Source organism: Polynucleobacter corsicus, assembly GCF_018688255.1.
GTDB classification, from domain to species: domain Bacteria; phylum Pseudomonadota; class Gammaproteobacteria; order Burkholderiales; family Burkholderiaceae; genus Polynucleobacter; species Polynucleobacter corsicus.
Genome location: NZ_CP061314.1, coordinates 890,049 through 907,024, shown reverse-complemented (window position 1 = coordinate 907,024; position 16,976 = coordinate 890,049). Strand labels below are relative to the sequence as shown.

Here is a 16,976-nt window from a genome sequence, read left to right as displayed (position 1 = left end):
GGAATGCGCCATGAGTCAAAAAAAATTAGTGAAGCAATTATTGAAAAAACTGGATAAGCTCGAGTCAGATAGAGAGAAGCTTATTGACAAACTAGCAAAAGCATTAGATAAGCTTGAGAAAAAAGCTCCAGCTAAAAAGGTAGCCTCCAAAAAAGCACCTGCTAAGAAAGTCGTAGCCAAGAAAGCGCCAGCAAAAAAAGTAGTAACAAAAAGAGCTCCCGCTAAAAAAGCTGTAGCTAAGAAGGCTGTTGTAAAAAAAGTGGCTCCAGCAACAAGCGCTGCATAGTCAATTGCATAGTGAAGGCTGCCCGTGAGTAAATCAGAAATTCATGAACATACTTACGAGGCAGACCTCAGACTTCTTCAAATTGAATTAGTCAAACTTCAGCGTCATATGATCCAAAAAGGCAAGCGCCTCTTAGTCATTTTAGAGGGGCGCGATACTGCTGGTAAAGATGGGTCCATCAAAAGCATTGCGGAACATTTAAGTCCCAGAGACTGTAGAGTCGTTGCCTTGAATAAGCCCTCCCCGCTCGAGGAAGGTGAATGGTACTTCCAAAGATATGTTGCTCAACTTCCGACTGCTGGTGAATTCGTTTTGTTCAACCGCAGTTGGTATAACCGGGCGGGCGTTGAAAAAGTCATGGGATTTTGCACTGATGACCAGTACAAGCAGTTTATGAATACGGTCAATGATTTTGAATCTTTACTAGTCAGATCAGATATTCAGCTAATGAAGTATTACCTAGATATCAGCAAAGAAGAGCAAGCAGCCCGGCTCAAGGATCGCGCCAAAGATCCACTAAAGCAATGGAAGATTAGTCCGATAGACCAAAAGGCGCAGAAGATGTGGGACGCCTACTCAGATGCTAGAGACAGCATGCTCAAGAAAACGAGCTCATCAGATGCTCCATGGACTGTTGTTAGTGCTAACGATAAAAAGCTTGCGCACCTCAATCTGATTGCTAATTTATTGTTACGAGTTGACTACCCAAATAAAGATAAGAAGATCTTAAAGTTTGATCCAAAGATTGTGCTGACTTGGCCTGCGAATTCTAAAAAATTACCGAAGCTCGCTCAATAGATTAACGATCTGCCATTGCCTGAATTTGGGCAACAGTGACATAGCCCCTGCCCTGCTCGTCAATTCTGCCAAAATGGTCATAGATTCGAGGCATACAGCCTTTAGCCTCATCCTTAGTCAACTTGCCGTCTCGATTGGTATCGCATTTGGCAAAGCGCTCTTGAATCTCTTTATTACGTGAGGCTTCATCAGCATAGGAAGGCGCCGTTACGAACATGAATGCTGCCACACCAATGAAGCATAAGTCACCGATAGAAAATCGCACAGGGCCCCTTATTTTGTAGCAGTTGCTCTTGGATCAGCCGAAGTCTCCATTGCTACCTTGACTACTTTCTTAGCCATGGCCACAAATGATTCAACTGAACCGCCACCCGTGCGGAAAGACTCGCCCTGAATAGTGACTAAGCCCTCACCAATGACTTCTTTAGTTTGACTATCGGTAATCTTGCTCTCTACCAACATTGCTGGTGTTTTAGAGTTGACACCACCTGCATAAGCAGCCGCATTCATTGCCAAGCCAATCGGCGTGAAATTCCATGGCTGCAGGCTATCTGCAGAACTCTCTGCACCGGTAATACCAACGGAGATTCGAGCAACACCAGGGCCGGGTTGATTGACGATCTTAATGTTGCCACGACTGTTCACTGCATTCACCATAGAATCTTGCAACGCTATCTTGGCTTGATTAATGACCTCTGGAGAAAGCTCCTTCGTAGCATTTTGGTTCAAGTAGATTGGATCCAAGATCACTGCGGTATAGGTAGCTGGATTTACACCAGCTTTACGGTATCTCCAAATACGAGTGTCAGCTTCAGATGTTGCCATTGGCACTAGTACTGAGTAATTTGCCAAAAAACCAGACTTCGGCATTGGTTGACTTGCCAATTTAGGCGTATTGCTACAAGCGGCCAACAAAGCAGCTGTAGAGATTGCTGCAACTAAAGCGCCTAATTTGTTCATATTTTTTCCGGTGAGTGGTTTGCTTGAAATTAGCCTTACAGCTAGGATTGCTAAATCATACGCTTAATGCAAACGATGAATTAAACCAATCTAAGGTGCCGGGCAAGGCATCAAACTGCCTGACTTTTGATGCAGTTGTGGCTTGCACTCTACTGGCGCAACAACTGCTTTTGGAGTTAGTGCTTGTTTTACTTCAGCTTGAGCTGCCTTTGGGGGGATTGTATTTAGGGCAGGAGTAGATTTATAAAACTCTTTATCGGTACCCGGGCATGGCATTAAAGCCCCCGTTTTAGCATTCATGACTGATTTACATTGTGGGTCAGCCTGTAACCTAGCCTCGAGCTTATCTACAGTACAGGCACCTAGTAGAGCCAGAGTCATGATGAAGGAGGTAGCACGCAAAACCAAAGTCATAGTCATGACAATCATTCTAGACCAAACAGGGGGGCAAAGAAGTTTTTTGCTGGGATGGAGATTAAGGTCAGTGATCCAAGATTTTTGAAAGGAAATCCTTGGCTCTCGGCGATCTCGCTTCGGGATTGCCAAAGAACTCGCCTTTACTGCAGTCCTCAATGATTTTTCCCTGGTCCATAAAAATCACGCGGTGACTTACCTTGCGAGCAAAGCCCATTTCATGGGTAACGCAGCACATCGTCATCCCCTCATGGGCGAGCTTCACCATGACATCTAATACCTCTCCCACCATCTCAGGGTCTAGAGCTGACGTTGGCTCATCAAACAACATCACAATCGGATCCATGCTCAAAGCACGTGCAATCGCAACTCGTTGCTGCTGGCCACCAGATAACTGCCCAGGAAACTTATCCTTTTGAGCCATTAGCCCAACACGCTCTAGATACTTGAGGCCATGAGTCTTGGCTTCATCTACCGATCTACCCAAGACCTTCATTTGAGCAAGAGTCAAATTCTCGGTAACACTGAGATGCGGGAAAAGCTCAAAGTGTTGAAACACCATGCCAACACGTGAACGTAACTTTGGTAGATTAGTTTTTGCGTCATGTAGCGCAATTCCATCAACGGTAATCTCACCCGCCTGAAAGGGCTCAAGAGCATTAATAGTTTTAATCAAAGTAGATTTACCAGAGCCAGAGGGACCACAAATCACCACCACCTCACCTTTTTTAATCGAAGTTGAGCAATCAGTGAGCACCTGAAATGAGCCATACCATTTGGACACGCTTTGAAGTTCAATCATGATGATCTATTTAATTTATACCGGATGAGATTAGCGAATAATAGCGACTCTAGCTTGTATCTTGCGAACCACTTTAGAGAGCGAAAAACAAATTACAAAATAAGTTGCTGCAGCCAGAATATAGGTTTCAATTGGGCGGCCGTAATTTTTACCAGCAATCTCAAATCCCTTAAGTAGGTCGTATGCGCCAATGGCATATACCAATGAGGTATCTTGAAACAAGACAATAGTCTGAGTCATAAAAACAGGGATCATGTTTCTAAAAGCTTGGGGCAAAACTACCAGACGCATGTTTTGGCCGTAAGTCATACCCAAAGCTTCCCCTGCATAGCTCTGTCCTTTCGGTACGGATTGAATGCCAGCGCGCACAATTTCTGAGAAAAATGCCGCCTCAAATGCGATGAAAGTAATCGTGGCCGAGAGATCAGCGCCAATGGGTCTGCCAATCAACATCGGGATCAGCAAGAAAAACCAGAGGATTACCATCACCAGAGGAATGGATCGCATGGTGTTCACGTAAAAGGTGGCGGGATATACCAATGTAGGCCGTCCAGATAAACGCATTAAGGCTAAAAATGTCCCAAAAAGGATGCCTCCGACTGTTGCAAAGACAGTTAACTGAACACTAAATACCAAGCCCTTCAAAATATAGTTGGTGAATAATTCCCAATTATAAAAACTCAGGTCTAAGCTCAGCATGTCATTGATCCCATCAATATCTAGTGAGCCAAGCTTGCGTCATTGGAAACAATAAACCCTGGAATGCGATTACGCTTTTCAATTAGTGTCATTACTCGATTCACTGCGAATGCCGAGAGCGCGTATAGCAAGGTTACTGCTAAATAGATTTCAACACCCTTAGATGTTTCTTCCTGAGCCTGCATTGCAAATAAGGTTAGCTCTGGTACAGAAACCGCAAAAGCCACCGAAGAGTTTTTGATGAGATTCATGCTCTCCGAGGTCAGTGGTGGCATCACAATCCGCAATGCCATTGGCAAGATAACGTAACGGTAAGTTTGCAGGGTTGTTAAGCCTAATGCAGTTGCAGCAGCCGTTTGTCCACTAGGTAAAGCCTGAATACCCGCCCTCACCTGCTCAGCTATACGAGCAGATGTAAAGAAACCTAGAGCAATACTCACCAACCAATAAGATGGCAGTGACTTTAAGGGCAATACAAAAGATGGAATGACGTGATACCAAAGAAATACTTGAACCAAGATAGGGATGTTTCTGAATAGCTCCACCCAAGCAGTAGAAATACGAATCAGCCACCTATTAAGAAGACTGGTGGTTGGCAGAGTACGTAGAGTACCCATCACCGCCCCCAGAATTAACGCAATCGTTAAACTAAGGGCTGCCACCGCCAAAGTCCAGCCCCAGGCCTTCAACAGCCAGTCCAAATAACTTGGATCACTGTTTTGAGCTAAACCAAACAGTGCGGAGAAGCAGTGATCCACCACTTCTCCGTCTAAGGTGTTCTTACAAAAAACACCCAAATCTAAAGACATATTGTTGGCTCGTTATTAGTGATGACTAGCAATTATTTCTTGTTGTAGTCTTCGGCGGGTTTGTCGTTGAGATTAGCCCAAGCGTTTTTAGTTGCCGGGGACAATTCAAGACCTACAACAATATTCTTCGGCGGAATTGGGGCTAAGAACCATTTATTCCAAAGCTTAGGCATATTGCCGTTAGCCACAATCTTGGCGATCGCCGCATTCACGGCAGCTTTAAACTCTGGATCATTTTTTGGGACCATGATGGCAATAGGCTCAGTTGCCAGTACCTCACCAACAATCTTGAAGTCCTTTGGATTCTTAGAATTAGCAATATTGCCAGCCAGGATTGAACCATCCATTACGAACGCATCTGCGCGGCCTGACTCTAGCAATAAAAAGCTGTCGGCATGATCCTTACCAAATACTTCGTCAAAATTAACCCCATTCGCTTTTTCATGCTTGCGTAATAACTGTACTGAAGTGGTACCGGTAGTGGTAGCAACTTTTTTACCAGCTAGCTGGGCGATCGAGGTGATGCCAGAATTTGCTTTAACTGCAATGCGAACCTCTTCAACATAAAGGGTATTTGCAAAGCCCACATCCTTAGCGCGCGCAGTATTGTTAGTCGTTGTGCCGCACTCAATATCAACCGTGCCGTTTTGAACTAAAGGCACGCGATTCTGAGATGTCACGGGTTGATAGTTAATTCGCAAAGTGCTCAGGCCAAGCTTATCTTTTACGTCAGCCAAAATCATGCGGCAAACTTCAACGTGATAGCCATCAAAGCGACTATCACCAGTGGTGTATGACATTGGGATAGAGGATTCACGAACACCCATAGTGACCGCGCCAGTAGATTTAATTTTATCCATAGTCGGACTTGCAGCATGGGCGTTTACAGCACCCAATAAAAATGCTGCAGCGATTAAATAGTTAGTACTGAGTTTTTTGCTTTTCACGAATATCTCCCGTCGTCTATAAATATCAAAATAACAGCACTAGTATATATATCAAACTAAATAGGGCAAATATTCCAAAAATAGTGCAAAAGGTGTGAAAAAAGAGCTAATGGGAGTTGGCTTGCCCTGCAAGCTTTGAATGTACGACCTATGCCTAATAAATTAGGACATCAATCGTAGTCATTAGCAAATTGGTGGTTTGTATCTCGATGATGGGCCTCATCATTTCGGACTGCAATCACAACATCACGCAAGCTTGCATTGGCATCCAGCTTCCAATAATCGATAGCGATCTTAGGAGCAGGAACATTAGGCGTGCGTCCCTCATCAATTTCTTTTATCAGAAAAATCAATAAGGGTGTAGTGGGCGATCTCTTTCATAACAAGTACCTTAAGCGTTTTTTAGCTTTTTTGCCCGCAAGTCGTTTTTACTTACTGGGGCTTGAGTATTTGGCCTGCCCGGCACGATTCGAGCGTATGGCCCAGAGCCTAAAAACCCCAGCTATTTCTAACTGGGGCTCGTAATTGACTGTCAGGCTGGAGTAAATGACTTTGAAGACTTACAGAAATCCACTATTAGCTCTGAAAAGCCAAGGTGGCGAGCGTTCATTTTTCTGAAGCTCTCTAATTCGGCAATCGCTGGTGAAACTTCGTTTTTATAGCCAGCATCCTCATATCCAGGATGAAAAGGTGCCTCTTGGACTAGTTTATTGCTCATGATGTATATCCTTATTCAGTAAGTGAAAATTGAGTCAAATGATCTGCATTAGCAAAATCTGAATTAGCTTGGAAGTGTATGCACGCGAAGTCTCCTAAAGTGCCATATCAATATGGCTGCCGCTCCCCCTGTCCCTGGTACCTGAGAGATTCACACTACAGCGTGGCTGAGTGCTTGCTCCTTCGGTGCACCATAAAGATGGTGTCTCTCCAGACGGCTATTTAGGATAAGCAGTACCTTCCTAATGGATACCTGAGCGTTCATGGGAGTTTGCGCCTTCGGTGGAGATAAAATCTCACTCTCCTGCTTTAGTGAAAGTATATCCCCCAAGATTAAAACCGGTTCAAGCATTATTTAATGCGACTGTTGCCTTGGACAAGTAATGGACATATTGCGTAGCTTAGAGGAACACTATTTAGGTTTGGTAAATAAGCTCTAAGCCTCACCAAAATCACTGGTAGATCCAGAGGATGTAACAATATGGATATGTTGATAAATTTCAAAATTCCGGCTTGTGATGAGCTTACTTAAAGCCGAAGGACTTGGCCGTCGAGTGACTACTGATCGATGGCTGTTTCGGCATCTCGATATTTCTCTTATTGCTGGCGAGCAACTTGCCCTTCAAGGAGCCTCTGGAGTGGGTAAATCAACCTTACTTAATCTCTTGGCAGGTCTTGATCAACCCGATGAGGGCCGTTTGCTATTTGAGGGTAAAGACCTCAAAACAATGGGATCAAATGAACAACTTTATCTACGCAGAGTAGCTTTTGGATTTGTTTTTCAGGCATTTCATTTAATGCCACATCTCAATGCCCTACAAAATGTGATGGTCCCCTGTTTAATTGGGGGGCTTCCCCTTGATCAGGCAAAAGATCGCGCGCAGACCCTTTTAAGTGAATTAGGTTTAGCTGCTACTTATGAGCAATTTCCGGCAGTCTTATCTGGGGGGGAGCAACAACGAATTGCTCTAGCGCGCGCTTTGGTACATCGCCCCAAAATTGTGCTTGCAGACGAGCCAACCGGTAACCTCGACCCGATAACTGCTGATCTTGCTCTCGAACTTCTGTGCCGTACTTGTCGTGAGCATAATACTGCCTTAGTCATGGTGACCCATTCAGAGAAAGCGGCTGAGCGATTAGATCGTCGTTTAGTTTTAACAAGCTAATGCTGTTTTATTGGCTACTTTCATCCGCTTTTAAGGCGCAACCGAGTCGTTGGCTTATAGCGGGTCTTGCAGTAGCTTTGGGTATTACACTTGCCGTCGCAATTCATACGGTGAATCGTTCAGCGCTCAGCGAGTTTAGTCGCGCCTTAGATCTAGTTAATGGCCAAGCATCCGCCCAAATAGTGATGCCTACCGGTGAATTTTCAGATCAACTATATGAGCAAATTATTGCTCGGCAAACTGAGCTTGGAATTCGTGCATTGAGTCCAGTCTTAGAACGCAATACTGCACAAATCCGCGTTCTTGGAATTGATATTTTTCAGGCAGCTCGAGTATCGCCCTCTCTAGTACCTGTAGTTTCTGAAGATCAAGGCTTATTTTCAGACGATACTATCTTTTTATCGGCCGCTGCCTTAAAAAAGTTAAAACTATCAGTAGGTGACTACCTGGCACTAGACTACGAAGGAAAGACTGTGCGATTTAAGGTTGCTGGAACTGTTCCAGGAGCAATTGGTCAAGTGATTGCTGTTATGGATTTGGGTGTTCTGCAGTGGCGCCTTGCAGGTCTTGGACGGATTAGCCGGATAGATGCACAAATTCCAAATGACAAAGGAATCGAAGAAGTAACAAAGGCTGTTCAAAACCTGAATCTTGACCTGCGTTTAATTAGTTCACAAGAACGTGATCGCCGCGCCTCTAATTTATCGCGTGCCTATCGCGTTAATTTAAATGTTTTAGCCCTCGTTGCTCTTTTTGCAGGTGCTTTTTTAGTCTTTACGACTATCAGCTTTTCGGTTCTTCGCCAACAATCCCAACTAGCATTACTGAGTATTTTGGGTTCAAGTCCGCGTTGGATATTTTCATTAGTGCTTGCACAGGCCGGTGTCGTTGCTGCTTTGGGAGGTCTATTAGGTATTGGCTTAGGACTTACTTTAGCTTTTGTTTTACTCAATATGCTTGGTGGTGACTTAGGAGGAGGCTATTTCTCTGGCGCAGTACCACCCTTAGAAATTGATGCCGTAGCACTTCTAGGCTTTTGGATCCTCGCCATTGCAGTCGGCTTACTAGCAGCTTACTTTCCAGCAAAAGCTGCCACATCAGGGCTCCCCACTGAGCTATTGAGAGCTGGCTCCACAGAACGCGTGTTGCGCCCTGTAATGCATCATGGAATTGCTCTTATTTTTAGCATTGCTAGCTTAGTCTTGGCATTTATACCTGCTATTGATGATCTTCCCCTCGCTGCATATGCTTCAATTGCCTGCTTATTATTTGCGGGCTTGGCATTTATTCCATGGTTAGTTCAGTACTGCTTTTCAAAACTCGCAATGATCTTATCGCGCTGGCAAAAACAGCCATCGCCTCTAATTTTTTCAATCTGGCGCTTAGCTCAAGCACCAGCAAGCGCTGCGGGATTAATTGCCGGCGTTGTTGCCGCTTTGGCACTTACTGTAGCTATGGTGGTGATGGTTGCTAGTTTTCGAGACTCAATGACTCAATGGCTTGACCAAGTATTACCAGCAGATTTATACGCGAACTTTAAACAGCTAAAGCAAGGTGATGAGTTTTTGCAGTACCCTAATTTACTCAAAAGTATTGAGCAAGTACCAGGTATTAAACGATATGAGTTAAGCGTACAACGTAAGGTTCTGTTTCAGTCCGATCGACCCGAGGTCACTTTAATAGCTCGGCCAATTGAACAGGCTGGAGCAGCACAAGCTCTCCCTTTGATTGGCTCGGTCTATCGTGATAACTCCTCACAAAATCAACCCCCCTTGCCGGTAGTCTATGTCTCTGAAGCTATGGTGGATTTATATGATTGGCGGCCCGGTGAGGTGCGAACCCTACCAGTATTTAATGGGCAGCAGAGTGCCCAAAAAGTATGGATTGCAGGTATTTTTCGGGACTACGGCAGACAGCATGGCGCCCTGATCATTGATCTTGCCACATACCAAAAAATGAGTGGTGATGAACAGTATTCAAGGATCGCGATTTGGCTGGCTAATCAAGGCGATCCTGCAGAGGTAGTTAACGCACTTCGAACTGCAATACCCCAGTTTCGTGATCAGGAGTTTAATAATCGCACTAGTCTTCGAGCTCTATCTCTGACCATCTTTGATCGTAGTTTTGCCCTGACTTATGCTCTAGAAATCGCCGCTCTACTGGTTGCGCTGTTTGCTGTAGCAACAGGCTTTGCTGGTCAAGCACTGCTTCGACAGAAAGAATATGCTTTGGTTTACTACTTGGGCCAATCAAGCACTCAGAGGACCGCCTGGATCAGTGTAGAGTCAGGCCTGTTGTTAGGATTGGCAGTTATATGGGGAACAATCTTAGGTTTGTTAATGAGCCAAATATTAATTCACCGAGTTAATCCACAATCTTTTCATTGGACGATGGATACTAGCTTGCCGTATCTCGCACTCATTACTCTCATGTTTGCTTTAATTGGCTCAGGAATTGCTGCCGCCTTATGGGCTTCAAGGCGCAATCTCAACCGAGCAAATTTAATTACTGCTTTACGAGAGGAGTGGTAATGCGCCATCCTAAGCGCCGTTATTTTATGCAGGCATTAGCAATGGCGTACGCCCTGCCCGCTTCTCCTTGGGCAAATTCTGCTCCAGTCATCTATCCACCTGTTCGTCCCAGAGTGCTAGTATTTCCGCGTGATTATGGGGCACATCCTGAGTTTAGAACTGAATGGTGGTATCTCACTGGCTGGCTTGGCTCAGGTAAAAACGCGATGGGTTTTCAGATCACCTTCTTTCGGAGCCGCACACAACATTCACCCGATAATCCAAGTCGTTTTGCGCCAACTCAACTTCTATTTGCACATGCTGCATTGGCTATACCCGCAGAGGGTAAATTACGTCATGCCGATGTTGCAGGACGTGTTGGAACAGCTGGGAATACATTCGGTACCGCTGACACAAAATTACGGCTATCAAATTGGACAATGGAGAGAACTGAAAATGATCTTTATCAGTTTTATATTCCTGCGGATACTTTTAAAATTCGATTAGTGGCGACTCCATCACAAGCTCCTGTTTTAAGAGGCAATCGTGGGTTTTCTGCAAAAGGTCCTAGCCCAGAACTGGCTAGCTATTACTACAGTCGCCCACAATTGAATGTCACAGCTCAAATTGAGATTGAAGATAAATCATCAAAAACTAAGCAAAAGCCACTCATAGAGTACTCCGGAGTTGGTTGGTTAGATCATGAATGGTCAAGTAGCTTACTAATGCCTGGTGCGGTTGGGTGGGATTGGATTGGCATTAACCTACTCAATGGAGGAAGCATCATGGCCTTTCGTATCAGAGATCAGGCTGGCAAGACCTTATTTAGCGAATGGGATCGACGTGATCAAAAAGGTCAAGTCATTGAGCGTCACTCAAACGCTATTTGGCAAGCAATAGGGCAATGGAATTCTCCACATTCACTTGCAAACTATCCAAAAGGTTTTTTGATTCGGGTAGGGAATCAAGAGCTTCGATTGAAAACTCTGATGGAAGATCAAGAAGTAGATGCTCGCGCTAGTACGGGTGGATTCTACTATGAGGGTGCGGTAGAAATGATACAGAATCAAGTTGTGATTGGTCTGGGCTATCTTGAGCTAACTGGATATAGTCAGGCAGTGAAGTTATAAGGCCCGGTAATACCCCCACCCCTTAACCTGACTTAAAAGTAGAATTTCTAAGTTGTTTGATTTAAAGGAAATTCTATGAAAACCTCCCGCTTTACCGATAGCCAAATCATGGCCATCCTCAAACAAGCCGAGGCTGGCATGCCAGCCCCAGAGCTATGCCGTGAACACGGCATTAGCATTGCTAGCTTCTATAAGTGGCGAGCCAAGTATGGCGGCATGGATGCTTCCATGATGTCTCGCGTTAAAGAGCTTGAAGCTGAGAACGCCCGCTTAAAGAAGATGTACGCGGAGGTTCAGCTCCAAGCCGATGTGCTCAAAGAAGTCTTACAAAAAAAGTAACTCGGCCATCTCGTAGGCGCGAGATGGCCAGCCAACAGGTTCACAGTGGCCGAATGAGCATCCGTTTAGCGTGCGATACCTTTGTCATTAGCCAGACTTGCTATCGCTATCACCCGAAGCTATCGACCGACAATGCCCTCATTGCTGATTGGCTGGTGCGTCTTACTCAGAACCAACGTAACTGGGGTTTTGGGCTTTGCTTCTTGTACTTACGTAATGTGAAGGGCTTTACTTGGAACCATAAGCGGGTCTATCGCATCTACCGGGAGTTAGAACTGAACCTCCGGATTAAGCCCCATAAACGCTTGGTACGCGAGAAGCCTGTGCCATTGGCAGTACCTGAAGGTATCAATGACACCTGGTCCATTGATTTTATGCATGACCAGTTGCACGATGGTAGATCTATCCGCTTGTTTAATGTGATTGATGACTTTAATCGGGAAGCCTTAGCAATCGATATTGATTTTTCCATGTCAGCAGCCAGAGTGGTTCGCTCACTCGATCAAGTGATTGAGTGGCGTGGCAAGCCTTTAAAAATACGTTGCGATAATGGGCCGGAACTAGTGGGTAGCGTGCTCATGCAGTGGGCTACGAGTCATCAAATAGAGATGACTTATATCCAACCAGGTAAGCCACAACAAAATGCGTACATTGAAAGATACAACCGCACCGTACGTTACGATTGGCTTAATCAATACCTCTTTGAATCGATTGATGAAGTTCAAGACTTTGCTACCGATTGGATGTGGACATACAATCATGAAAGACCGAACATGGGCTTAGGTGGAATAACGCCGAAGCAAAAACTAGCACTTGCAGTACCAGCCTCTACTTTTAGCTTAAGTTAAAAATGGGGGGATTACCGCCCCTTATATGACAATCGACAATTAAGACTGAAAAAAGACAAATGAATATTGTCAGAGTTATTAGTTTATTTACATTATTACTTGCTGCCAATCTCACTCTGGCACAGAAGACGCCCCCGCCAGGTTATATCTCTATACCAGCGAGTGCTGATGGCATTGGTAAGCGCTATATGGATCGTGAAATCTCAGGAGTCATGGGCTGGCAGGGTGCTGCTTGGCTAGAGCGGGATAAACGGGAGCGCGAAGAACGAACGGATTTGTTGCTAGATGCATTGGCTTTACAACCAGGCATGGTTATAGCTGACATCGGTGCAGGCACCGGCTACCTATCACGTCGTATGGCTCCGTTGGTGATGCCAGGCGGAAAAATCATCGCACTAGATTTACAGCCTGAAATGGTCAACATTCTCCAGGCAGAAGTGAAGCGTTCAGGGCTTGCGCAGATCGAAGTAAGGCTGGGTACAGTCGACGATATCAAATTAGCTAAGAACTCCATCGATATGGCTATCATGCTCGATGTGTACCACGAACTGGCCTACCCTTACGAAGTATTGAGTAGCATCATGCAGGCCCTCAAACCCCGAGGTCGTATTGTTTTCGTGGAATACAAAGCAGAGGATGCGCGCGTACCAATTAAACCCTTGCATAAGATGAGTGAGGCACAAATTAAGCGAGAAGCCAGCATTTTTGCTCTGGGATGGGAGCGGACTGTAAGTACACTGCCCTGGCAACATGTTGTGATATTCCGCAAAAAAGAATAGAACTGCTAAAAATACGTTGCATCAGACTTTTGAATATTAATTTGGCTGCCAGCTGTAATCACGCGCCTTCATGCAGGCAGTATAAAGTCCTTGATTTGTTTGAATACCAGAGTAGCCGTTATATCCACCCCATCCAGGACCCCATCCATTTCTCCAACCATAACTACCTTGGTTATATACGAAGGGTTGTTGCGATTCTTGGAGACAAGCATAGTTGTCTTTATTAAATTGTAGGGGCGTAACATCAGCCTTGATCCAAGTACCCGACTGAATTGCACATGCAAAAAGGATAAAAGAAAATAATACTAGAAAGAGTCTGTTTAGATACACTTTCATAATAATTGCACCTCGCGGTTTGTTGCTCGCCTGATCATTACTATGCCACAAGTAATTTGATTTTTTATGAGGCAGCCTTTTTAGCTGCTGGCGCAATCTTGACTTAACAATCAATAACTTCTTTTTTACACGAGCAGTCTGCTACTTAATTTTAAAAAGCATACTAAAATGATTTATGATTTTTAACTTTAGAAGGCAATTTCTAAAACGGCTTCCAGCTGCAGCACTGTGTGTGGCAGCGCCCTCGCTGGCTTTATATTCACTGTGTGGAGCCGCAGTTGCCACAGAGTTTCAAATCTATGACATCGATTGGTTTGATGATGTCCGTGAACGTGTCGTACCGATACGGCTTTACCAGCCGAGCGAAGCGTCTGCAACTACGCCCGTACCCCTCGTTATTTTTTCCCATGGCATTGGCGGATCTCGCTTTGGTTATAGCTACCTGGGACGCTACTGGGCCAGTCGTGGACTCGCAAGCCTACACGTGCAACACGTTGGCAGTGACCACACAATCTGGTTTGGAAATCCCTTTAATTTGTTATCGAGGCTACAAGAGGCAGCGCAAGCCAAAGAGGCACTTAACCGGGTATATGATTTGCGCTTTGCCTTGACGCGTTTACTCAAAGACCCTCTTGGACAAACAATACGTTCCAATCAGATCATCGCTGCAGGGCATTCCTATGGAGCAAATACAACCCTACTGGCCTCGGGCGCGCGTGTCAGTCAAGACGATATCCCTGTTGACCTAGGTGATACTCGAATTACTGCTGCGATTGTCATTTCGGCTCCGCGTTTTTATGGGCAAAATGCCGTAAATTCAATCTTACAAGCGGTTCGCTTACCTACCTTGCACATTACATCTACAGAGGACAACATTCAAATTCCAGGTTACTTTAGCGGCTATCCGGATCGCTTGGCTATTTTTGAAGCCATCGGCAGTGAACGCAAAGCCTTGGCGGTCTTTGAGGGCGGCTCGCACAGCATGTTTACTGATAGGACCCTAACAGGCGGTGCTGTTTTAAATCAGCAGGTCAAACAGGCGACACAGGAGTTAAGCTTTGATTTTATTGGGCAGGTTTTAAATAACCAAGAATCCGGCATCCCAACATGGGCCATTCGCCACGAAGCAATTTTATCTAAGGTAATTGCGTAAAAAGGCTGTGTTGCCTAATTTGTAGCTGGAAACGCCGCTACGAAATAAAAAACCACCCGAAGATGATTTTCTTGTTTCTTGGCGACCTTAAACGGAAAACTCGTCACCCCATTAAAGGTGAATAGCTTATGTAGTTTTTTTCTGAACAGCAACAGCCCAATTTCCACGTAAACCAAAATAAAGACCACCTACCCACAGAAATAAGTGTAAGTTATCGTTCAAAATAAATTGCATTAAGCTTTCAGGCTTTACAACTACCCAGATTACGCCCGTTATTACACAACACATTGTGATACCACTAAAACGCGTAATTAAATCTCCTAGCTCAGCTACCACTGGCATGTCTTTTAGAGGTGACATCGTAGTTAACGCACCAAGTAATAATCCAACACCAGCGGCAACTTCGCCAAAGCATACAAACCACCAAACCAGCGGAGGTAAGCCGAAAGCGGCACCAGTGGAAGGGTCAAATGGAAATTTACTTAAGCCTTGCTGTATAAATACTATTGCCAGCGGAATTCTTAATAAAATATGACTAGTACTAAAATCCGGCAACTTCTCCCAATAGTTTTTTAAGTTGATTAATCTCACATTAGCTTTCAAGGTTATTATTTTCCATTAGAGAAATTTAGCATAAGCCAAATTTCCATGCAAGCATATGAAATATTCATATCAATTAAATAATGTATAAACCAGTAATGAATATTCTTATTACTGGCACCACCTCAGGAATTGGCAGAGAAACTGCCATTGGTTTGGCACTGCAAAACTGTAATTTATTTTTAGCCAATCGCTCCAAAGAAAAGACAGATGAACTCATCAAGCATCTCGCTAATATTGCGCCGCAATGTAAAGCTCGCTTTATACCTCTAGAGTTGGATAGCTTACAGTCAGTAAAAGAAGCAGCTCAAACTTTTATCAGTCTTCATGAGCCCTTGGATATCCTGATCAATAATGCTGGAGTACTCGGTAAAAAAGGATTAACAAAAGAGGGTTATGAGCTTGCGTTCGGAACAAATCACTTGGGGCATTTTCTACTCACGCATTTATTACAACCTACTTTACACAAAACACCTCACTCTAGAATTATTAATGTAGCCAGCAACGCACATTGGTCCGCTAAATTTTCCAGCTGGGATCAAATACGGCGTAAAGCGACATCTATTGCAGCATTTACGGAGTATGGTTTTTCTAAACTAGCCAATATCTGGCATATCAATGAAATTGCTACGCTTTCCCAATATCAAAGTATTACTGCATACAGTTTGCATCCTGGAGTAATTAAAACGGCAATTTGGCGTCATATCCCTAAGCCGTTTAATTTATTAGGTTCTATGCCAACGCTCATGAACTCCACAGCTGGTGCAAAGACTTCTCTCTTTTGCGCTCTTACCAAAGAGCCTTATCAAAATGGCCAATATTTTTCGGATTGCAAACCAGCTGGAATCTCACCGCTTGCTCAAGACCGCAAACTACAGAAAGAATTATGGAATTTAAGTATGGAGGCGGTTAGCCCCTATCTTAACTAATCAAAGGTAATGTAAATTTAAAATAATAAGAAGGTGGTTTTGAACTTTAAATGGAATGGGCGAAGTCAACTTAAACCAAGAATGATCGAATGCTTTGCTTTTCTGAGTTACCTTTGGAAAATATAAAGGACTTGCCCCATACTTTTTAATATGCCTAATGTTACTTTAAGTGACGCTTCATTTTTTGTTGAGAGTTTTTATGATTGTGGCTCTTTGTTCATCCGTTAACTCATCACAACGACTCGCAAAATCTGGAGTGCGCAAATAGGCCTGCGTACCTTGCCTAGGGCCATAGATATTCTTAGAAAGTTTAAATACTCCCCAAGTTATAAATGCCATGCCGATGACGGCAATATGACCAAACATGTTGTACGCGATGCCATCAAACTTCTTAAAGTACTCGCCAAAGGCAAGACACCAAAAACAAGCAAGTAAAATAGAGGCAACTAACTTAACTTGTAGCGGAGCGTATCTCAGTGGGTTCATGTTGGGATTTACAAGCTTAAAGCCTGAGTTAAGTAGGTAATAAAACATTTTTAGTAGGCCAAACATAAGCATATCCTTGTGGGTTCGGAATATGCTCTATTGGTAAGCAGTTCCAGTTATTAAAAAAAGATTAAATCTAATAGGATTTTGCTAAGCAAGGACTATATATCCATAGTAATAGATTTTTGTTACACGGTTGTCACAGTCTAAAGTACTGGTAAAACCATTCGTGGCATGCGACTTAATTTAGTGCCCGATATCCACAATC

The 16,976-nt window shown here is 44.2% G+C and carries 21 protein-coding genes and 1 riboswitch; of the genes, 9 read left to right on the top strand and 12 right to left on the bottom strand.

From position 1 onward, the window contains the following. The first annotated feature begins 10 nt into the window (after positions 1-10). The gene (locus C2747_RS04740) at positions 11-286 is read left to right on the top strand and encodes a serine/threonine protein kinase (protein ID WP_215332843.1); all 276 of its coding nucleotides are present in this window, start codon (positions 11-13) and stop codon (positions 284-286) included. Positions 287-310: 24 nt separating this feature from the next. After that, positions 311-1,084 carry a polyphosphate kinase 2 gene (gene ppk2, locus C2747_RS04735; protein WP_251374829.1) on the top strand — a complete coding sequence of 258 codons (774 nt, stop codon included), beginning with the start codon at positions 311-313 and terminating at the stop codon, positions 1,082-1,084. Position 1,085: 1 nt separating this feature from the next. On the opposite strand, the gene C2747_RS04730 is transcribed toward ppk2, so the two are convergent. The 9 genes from C2747_RS04730 to C2747_RS04690 all read right to left on the bottom strand — a co-directional run bounded on the left by C2747_RS04730 (position 1,086) and on the right by C2747_RS04690 (position 6,433). Continuing rightward, positions 1,086-1,349: an EF-hand domain-containing protein gene (locus C2747_RS04730; protein ID WP_251374828.1), complete on the bottom strand. Its 264-nt coding sequence runs from the start codon at positions 1,347-1,349 to the stop codon at positions 1,086-1,088. 8 nt (positions 1,350-1,357) lie between these two features. Then, a complete protein-coding gene (locus C2747_RS04725; protein ID WP_215332841.1) occupies positions 1,358-2,044 on the bottom strand; it encodes a DUF3313 domain-containing protein in 687 nt (228 codons plus the stop codon). Between the two features lie 90 nt (positions 2,045-2,134). Continuing rightward, positions 2,135-2,464 (bottom strand): hypothetical protein, encoded by a 330-nt coding sequence (locus C2747_RS04720; RefSeq protein WP_251374827.1) that lies wholly within the window; start codon positions 2,462-2,464, stop codon positions 2,135-2,137. A 61-nt stretch (positions 2,465-2,525) separates the two neighbouring features. Continuing rightward, entirely contained in the window at positions 2,526-3,260 is a 735-nt protein-coding gene (locus C2747_RS04715; RefSeq protein WP_215332839.1) for an amino acid ABC transporter ATP-binding protein, read from the bottom strand. A gap of 30 nt (positions 3,261-3,290) precedes the next feature. Beyond that, the gene (locus tag C2747_RS04710) at positions 3,291-3,959 is read right to left on the bottom strand and encodes an amino acid ABC transporter permease (RefSeq protein ID WP_215332837.1); all 669 of its coding nucleotides are present in this window, start codon (positions 3,957-3,959) and stop codon (positions 3,291-3,293) included. Between the two features lie 20 nt (positions 3,960-3,979). Then, a complete protein-coding gene (locus C2747_RS04705) occupies positions 3,980-4,768 on the bottom strand; it encodes an amino acid ABC transporter permease (RefSeq protein ID WP_215332835.1) in 789 nt (262 codons plus the stop codon). Between the two features lie 32 nt (positions 4,769-4,800). After that, positions 4,801-5,715: an amino acid ABC transporter substrate-binding protein gene (locus C2747_RS04700; RefSeq protein WP_433915507.1), complete on the bottom strand. Its 915-nt coding sequence runs from the start codon at positions 5,713-5,715 to the stop codon at positions 4,801-4,803. A gap of 170 nt (positions 5,716-5,885) precedes the next feature. Further along, positions 5,886-6,068 carry an alternative oxidase gene (locus C2747_RS04695; protein WP_215332833.1) on the bottom strand — a complete coding sequence of 61 codons (183 nt, stop codon included), beginning with the start codon at positions 6,066-6,068 and terminating at the stop codon, positions 5,886-5,888. A 179-nt stretch (positions 6,069-6,247) separates the two neighbouring features. Further along, positions 6,248-6,433 carry a hypothetical protein gene (locus C2747_RS04690; RefSeq protein WP_215332831.1) on the bottom strand — a complete coding sequence of 62 codons (186 nt, stop codon included), beginning with the start codon at positions 6,431-6,433 and terminating at the stop codon, positions 6,248-6,250. Positions 6,434-6,551: 118 nt separating this feature from the next. Further along, positions 6,552-6,656, bottom strand: a riboswitch (glycine riboswitch). Positions 6,657-6,950: 294 nt separating this feature from the next. Between C2747_RS04690 and C2747_RS04685 the strand changes: the two genes are divergently transcribed. From C2747_RS04685 to C2747_RS04665, 5 genes are all read left to right on the top strand, one after another. Beyond that, complete coding sequence (locus C2747_RS04685; RefSeq protein WP_215332829.1) at positions 6,951-7,598, top strand: ABC transporter ATP-binding protein; 648 nt, start codon at positions 6,951-6,953, stop codon at positions 7,596-7,598. Then, complete coding sequence (locus C2747_RS04680; RefSeq protein ID WP_215332827.1) at positions 7,598-10,129, top strand: ABC transporter permease; 2,532 nt, start codon at positions 7,598-7,600, stop codon at positions 10,127-10,129. Before C2747_RS04685 ends, C2747_RS04680 begins: the two co-directional genes overlap by 1 nt. After that, the gene (locus tag C2747_RS04675) at positions 10,129-11,238 is read left to right on the top strand and encodes a lipocalin-like domain-containing protein (RefSeq protein WP_215332825.1); all 1,110 of its coding nucleotides are present in this window, start codon (positions 10,129-10,131) and stop codon (positions 11,236-11,238) included. The genes C2747_RS04680 and C2747_RS04675 overlap by 1 nt, the downstream gene beginning before the upstream one ends. A 75-nt stretch (positions 11,239-11,313) precedes the next feature. Continuing rightward, positions 11,314-12,425, top strand: a protein-coding gene (locus C2747_RS04670) for an IS3 family transposase (RefSeq protein WP_215332260.1) whose coding sequence is annotated in 2 segments (ribosomal slippage) — positions 11,314-11,560 and positions 11,560-12,425 — 1,113 coding nt in all. Because the reading frame shifts where the segments join, the coding sequence is not laid out codon by codon here. A 59-nt stretch (positions 12,426-12,484) separates the two neighbouring features. Then, positions 12,485-13,204 (top strand): class I SAM-dependent methyltransferase, encoded by a 720-nt coding sequence (locus C2747_RS04665; RefSeq protein ID WP_215332823.1) that lies wholly within the window; start codon positions 12,485-12,487, stop codon positions 13,202-13,204. Positions 13,205-13,240: 36 nt separating this feature from the next. Here the strand turns inward: C2747_RS04665 and C2747_RS04660 are convergent, their stop codons facing one another. Beyond that, positions 13,241-13,636 carry a hypothetical protein gene (locus C2747_RS04660; protein ID WP_215332821.1) on the bottom strand — a complete coding sequence of 132 codons (396 nt, stop codon included), beginning with the start codon at positions 13,634-13,636 and terminating at the stop codon, positions 13,241-13,243. Between the two features lie 79 nt (positions 13,637-13,715). Here C2747_RS04660 and C2747_RS04655 point away from each other — a divergent pair, with 79 nt between their 5' ends. Continuing rightward, complete coding sequence (locus tag C2747_RS04655) at positions 13,716-14,693, top strand: alpha/beta hydrolase family protein (protein ID WP_215332819.1); 978 nt, start codon at positions 13,716-13,718, stop codon at positions 14,691-14,693. A gap of 126 nt (positions 14,694-14,819) precedes the next feature. Here C2747_RS04655 and C2747_RS04650 read toward each other — a convergent pair whose 3' ends face one another. Continuing rightward, a complete protein-coding gene (locus C2747_RS04650) occupies positions 14,820-15,296 on the bottom strand; it encodes a DoxX family protein (protein WP_251374826.1) in 477 nt (158 codons plus the stop codon). Between the two features lie 95 nt (positions 15,297-15,391). Between C2747_RS04650 and C2747_RS04645 the strand changes: the two genes are divergently transcribed. Then, positions 15,392-16,222: an SDR family NAD(P)-dependent oxidoreductase gene (locus C2747_RS04645; protein ID WP_215332817.1), complete on the top strand. Its 831-nt coding sequence runs from the start codon at positions 15,392-15,394 to the stop codon at positions 16,220-16,222. A 177-nt stretch (positions 16,223-16,399) separates the two neighbouring features. Here C2747_RS04645 and C2747_RS04640 read toward each other — a convergent pair whose 3' ends face one another. Continuing rightward, positions 16,400-16,774 carry a hypothetical protein gene (locus tag C2747_RS04640; protein WP_215332815.1) on the bottom strand — a complete coding sequence of 125 codons (375 nt, stop codon included), beginning with the start codon at positions 16,772-16,774 and terminating at the stop codon, positions 16,400-16,402. Positions 16,775-16,976 lie beyond the last annotated feature (202 nt).

Bases quoted from the DNA above. Each gene is read 5' to 3' on its own strand.
- C2747_RS04710 (WP_215332837.1), bottom strand. From the start codon at position 3,959: ATGCTGAGCTTAGACCTGAGTTTTTATAATTGGGAATTATTCACCAAC.
- C2747_RS04645 (WP_215332817.1), top strand. From the start codon at position 15,392: ATGAATATTCTTATTACTGGCACCACCTCAGGAATTGGCAGAGAAACT.
- C2747_RS04715 (WP_215332839.1), bottom strand. From the start codon at position 3,260: ATGATTGAACTTCAAAGCGTGTCCAAATGGTATGGCTCATTTCAGGTG.
- C2747_RS04680 (WP_215332827.1), top strand. From the start codon at position 7,598: ATGCTGTTTTATTGGCTACTTTCATCCGCTTTTAAGGCGCAACCGAGT.
- C2747_RS04675 (WP_215332825.1), top strand. From the start codon at position 10,129: ATGCGCCATCCTAAGCGCCGTTATTTTATGCAGGCATTAGCAATGGCG.
- C2747_RS04720 (WP_251374827.1), bottom strand. From the start codon at position 2,464: ATGACTATGACTTTGGTTTTGCGTGCTACCTCCTTCATCATGACTCTG.
- C2747_RS04740 (WP_215332843.1), top strand. From the start codon at position 11: ATGAGTCAAAAAAAATTAGTGAAGCAATTATTGAAAAAACTGGATAAG.
- C2747_RS04640 (WP_215332815.1), bottom strand. From the start codon at position 16,774: ATGTTTGGCCTACTAAAAATGTTTTATTACCTACTTAACTCAGGCTTT.
- C2747_RS04725 (WP_215332841.1), bottom strand. From the start codon at position 2,044: ATGAACAAATTAGGCGCTTTAGTTGCAGCAATCTCTACAGCTGCTTTG.
- C2747_RS04705 (WP_215332835.1), bottom strand. From the start codon at position 4,768: ATGTCTTTAGATTTGGGTGTTTTTTGTAAGAACACCTTAGACGGAGAA.
- C2747_RS04690 (WP_215332831.1), bottom strand. From the start codon at position 6,433: ATGAGCAATAAACTAGTCCAAGAGGCACCTTTTCATCCTGGATATGAG.
- C2747_RS04665 (WP_215332823.1), top strand. From the start codon at position 12,485: ATGAATATTGTCAGAGTTATTAGTTTATTTACATTATTACTTGCTGCC.
- C2747_RS04655 (WP_215332819.1), top strand. From the start codon at position 13,716: ATGATTTTTAACTTTAGAAGGCAATTTCTAAAACGGCTTCCAGCTGCA.
- C2747_RS04685 (WP_215332829.1), top strand. From the start codon at position 6,951: ATGAGCTTACTTAAAGCCGAAGGACTTGGCCGTCGAGTGACTACTGAT.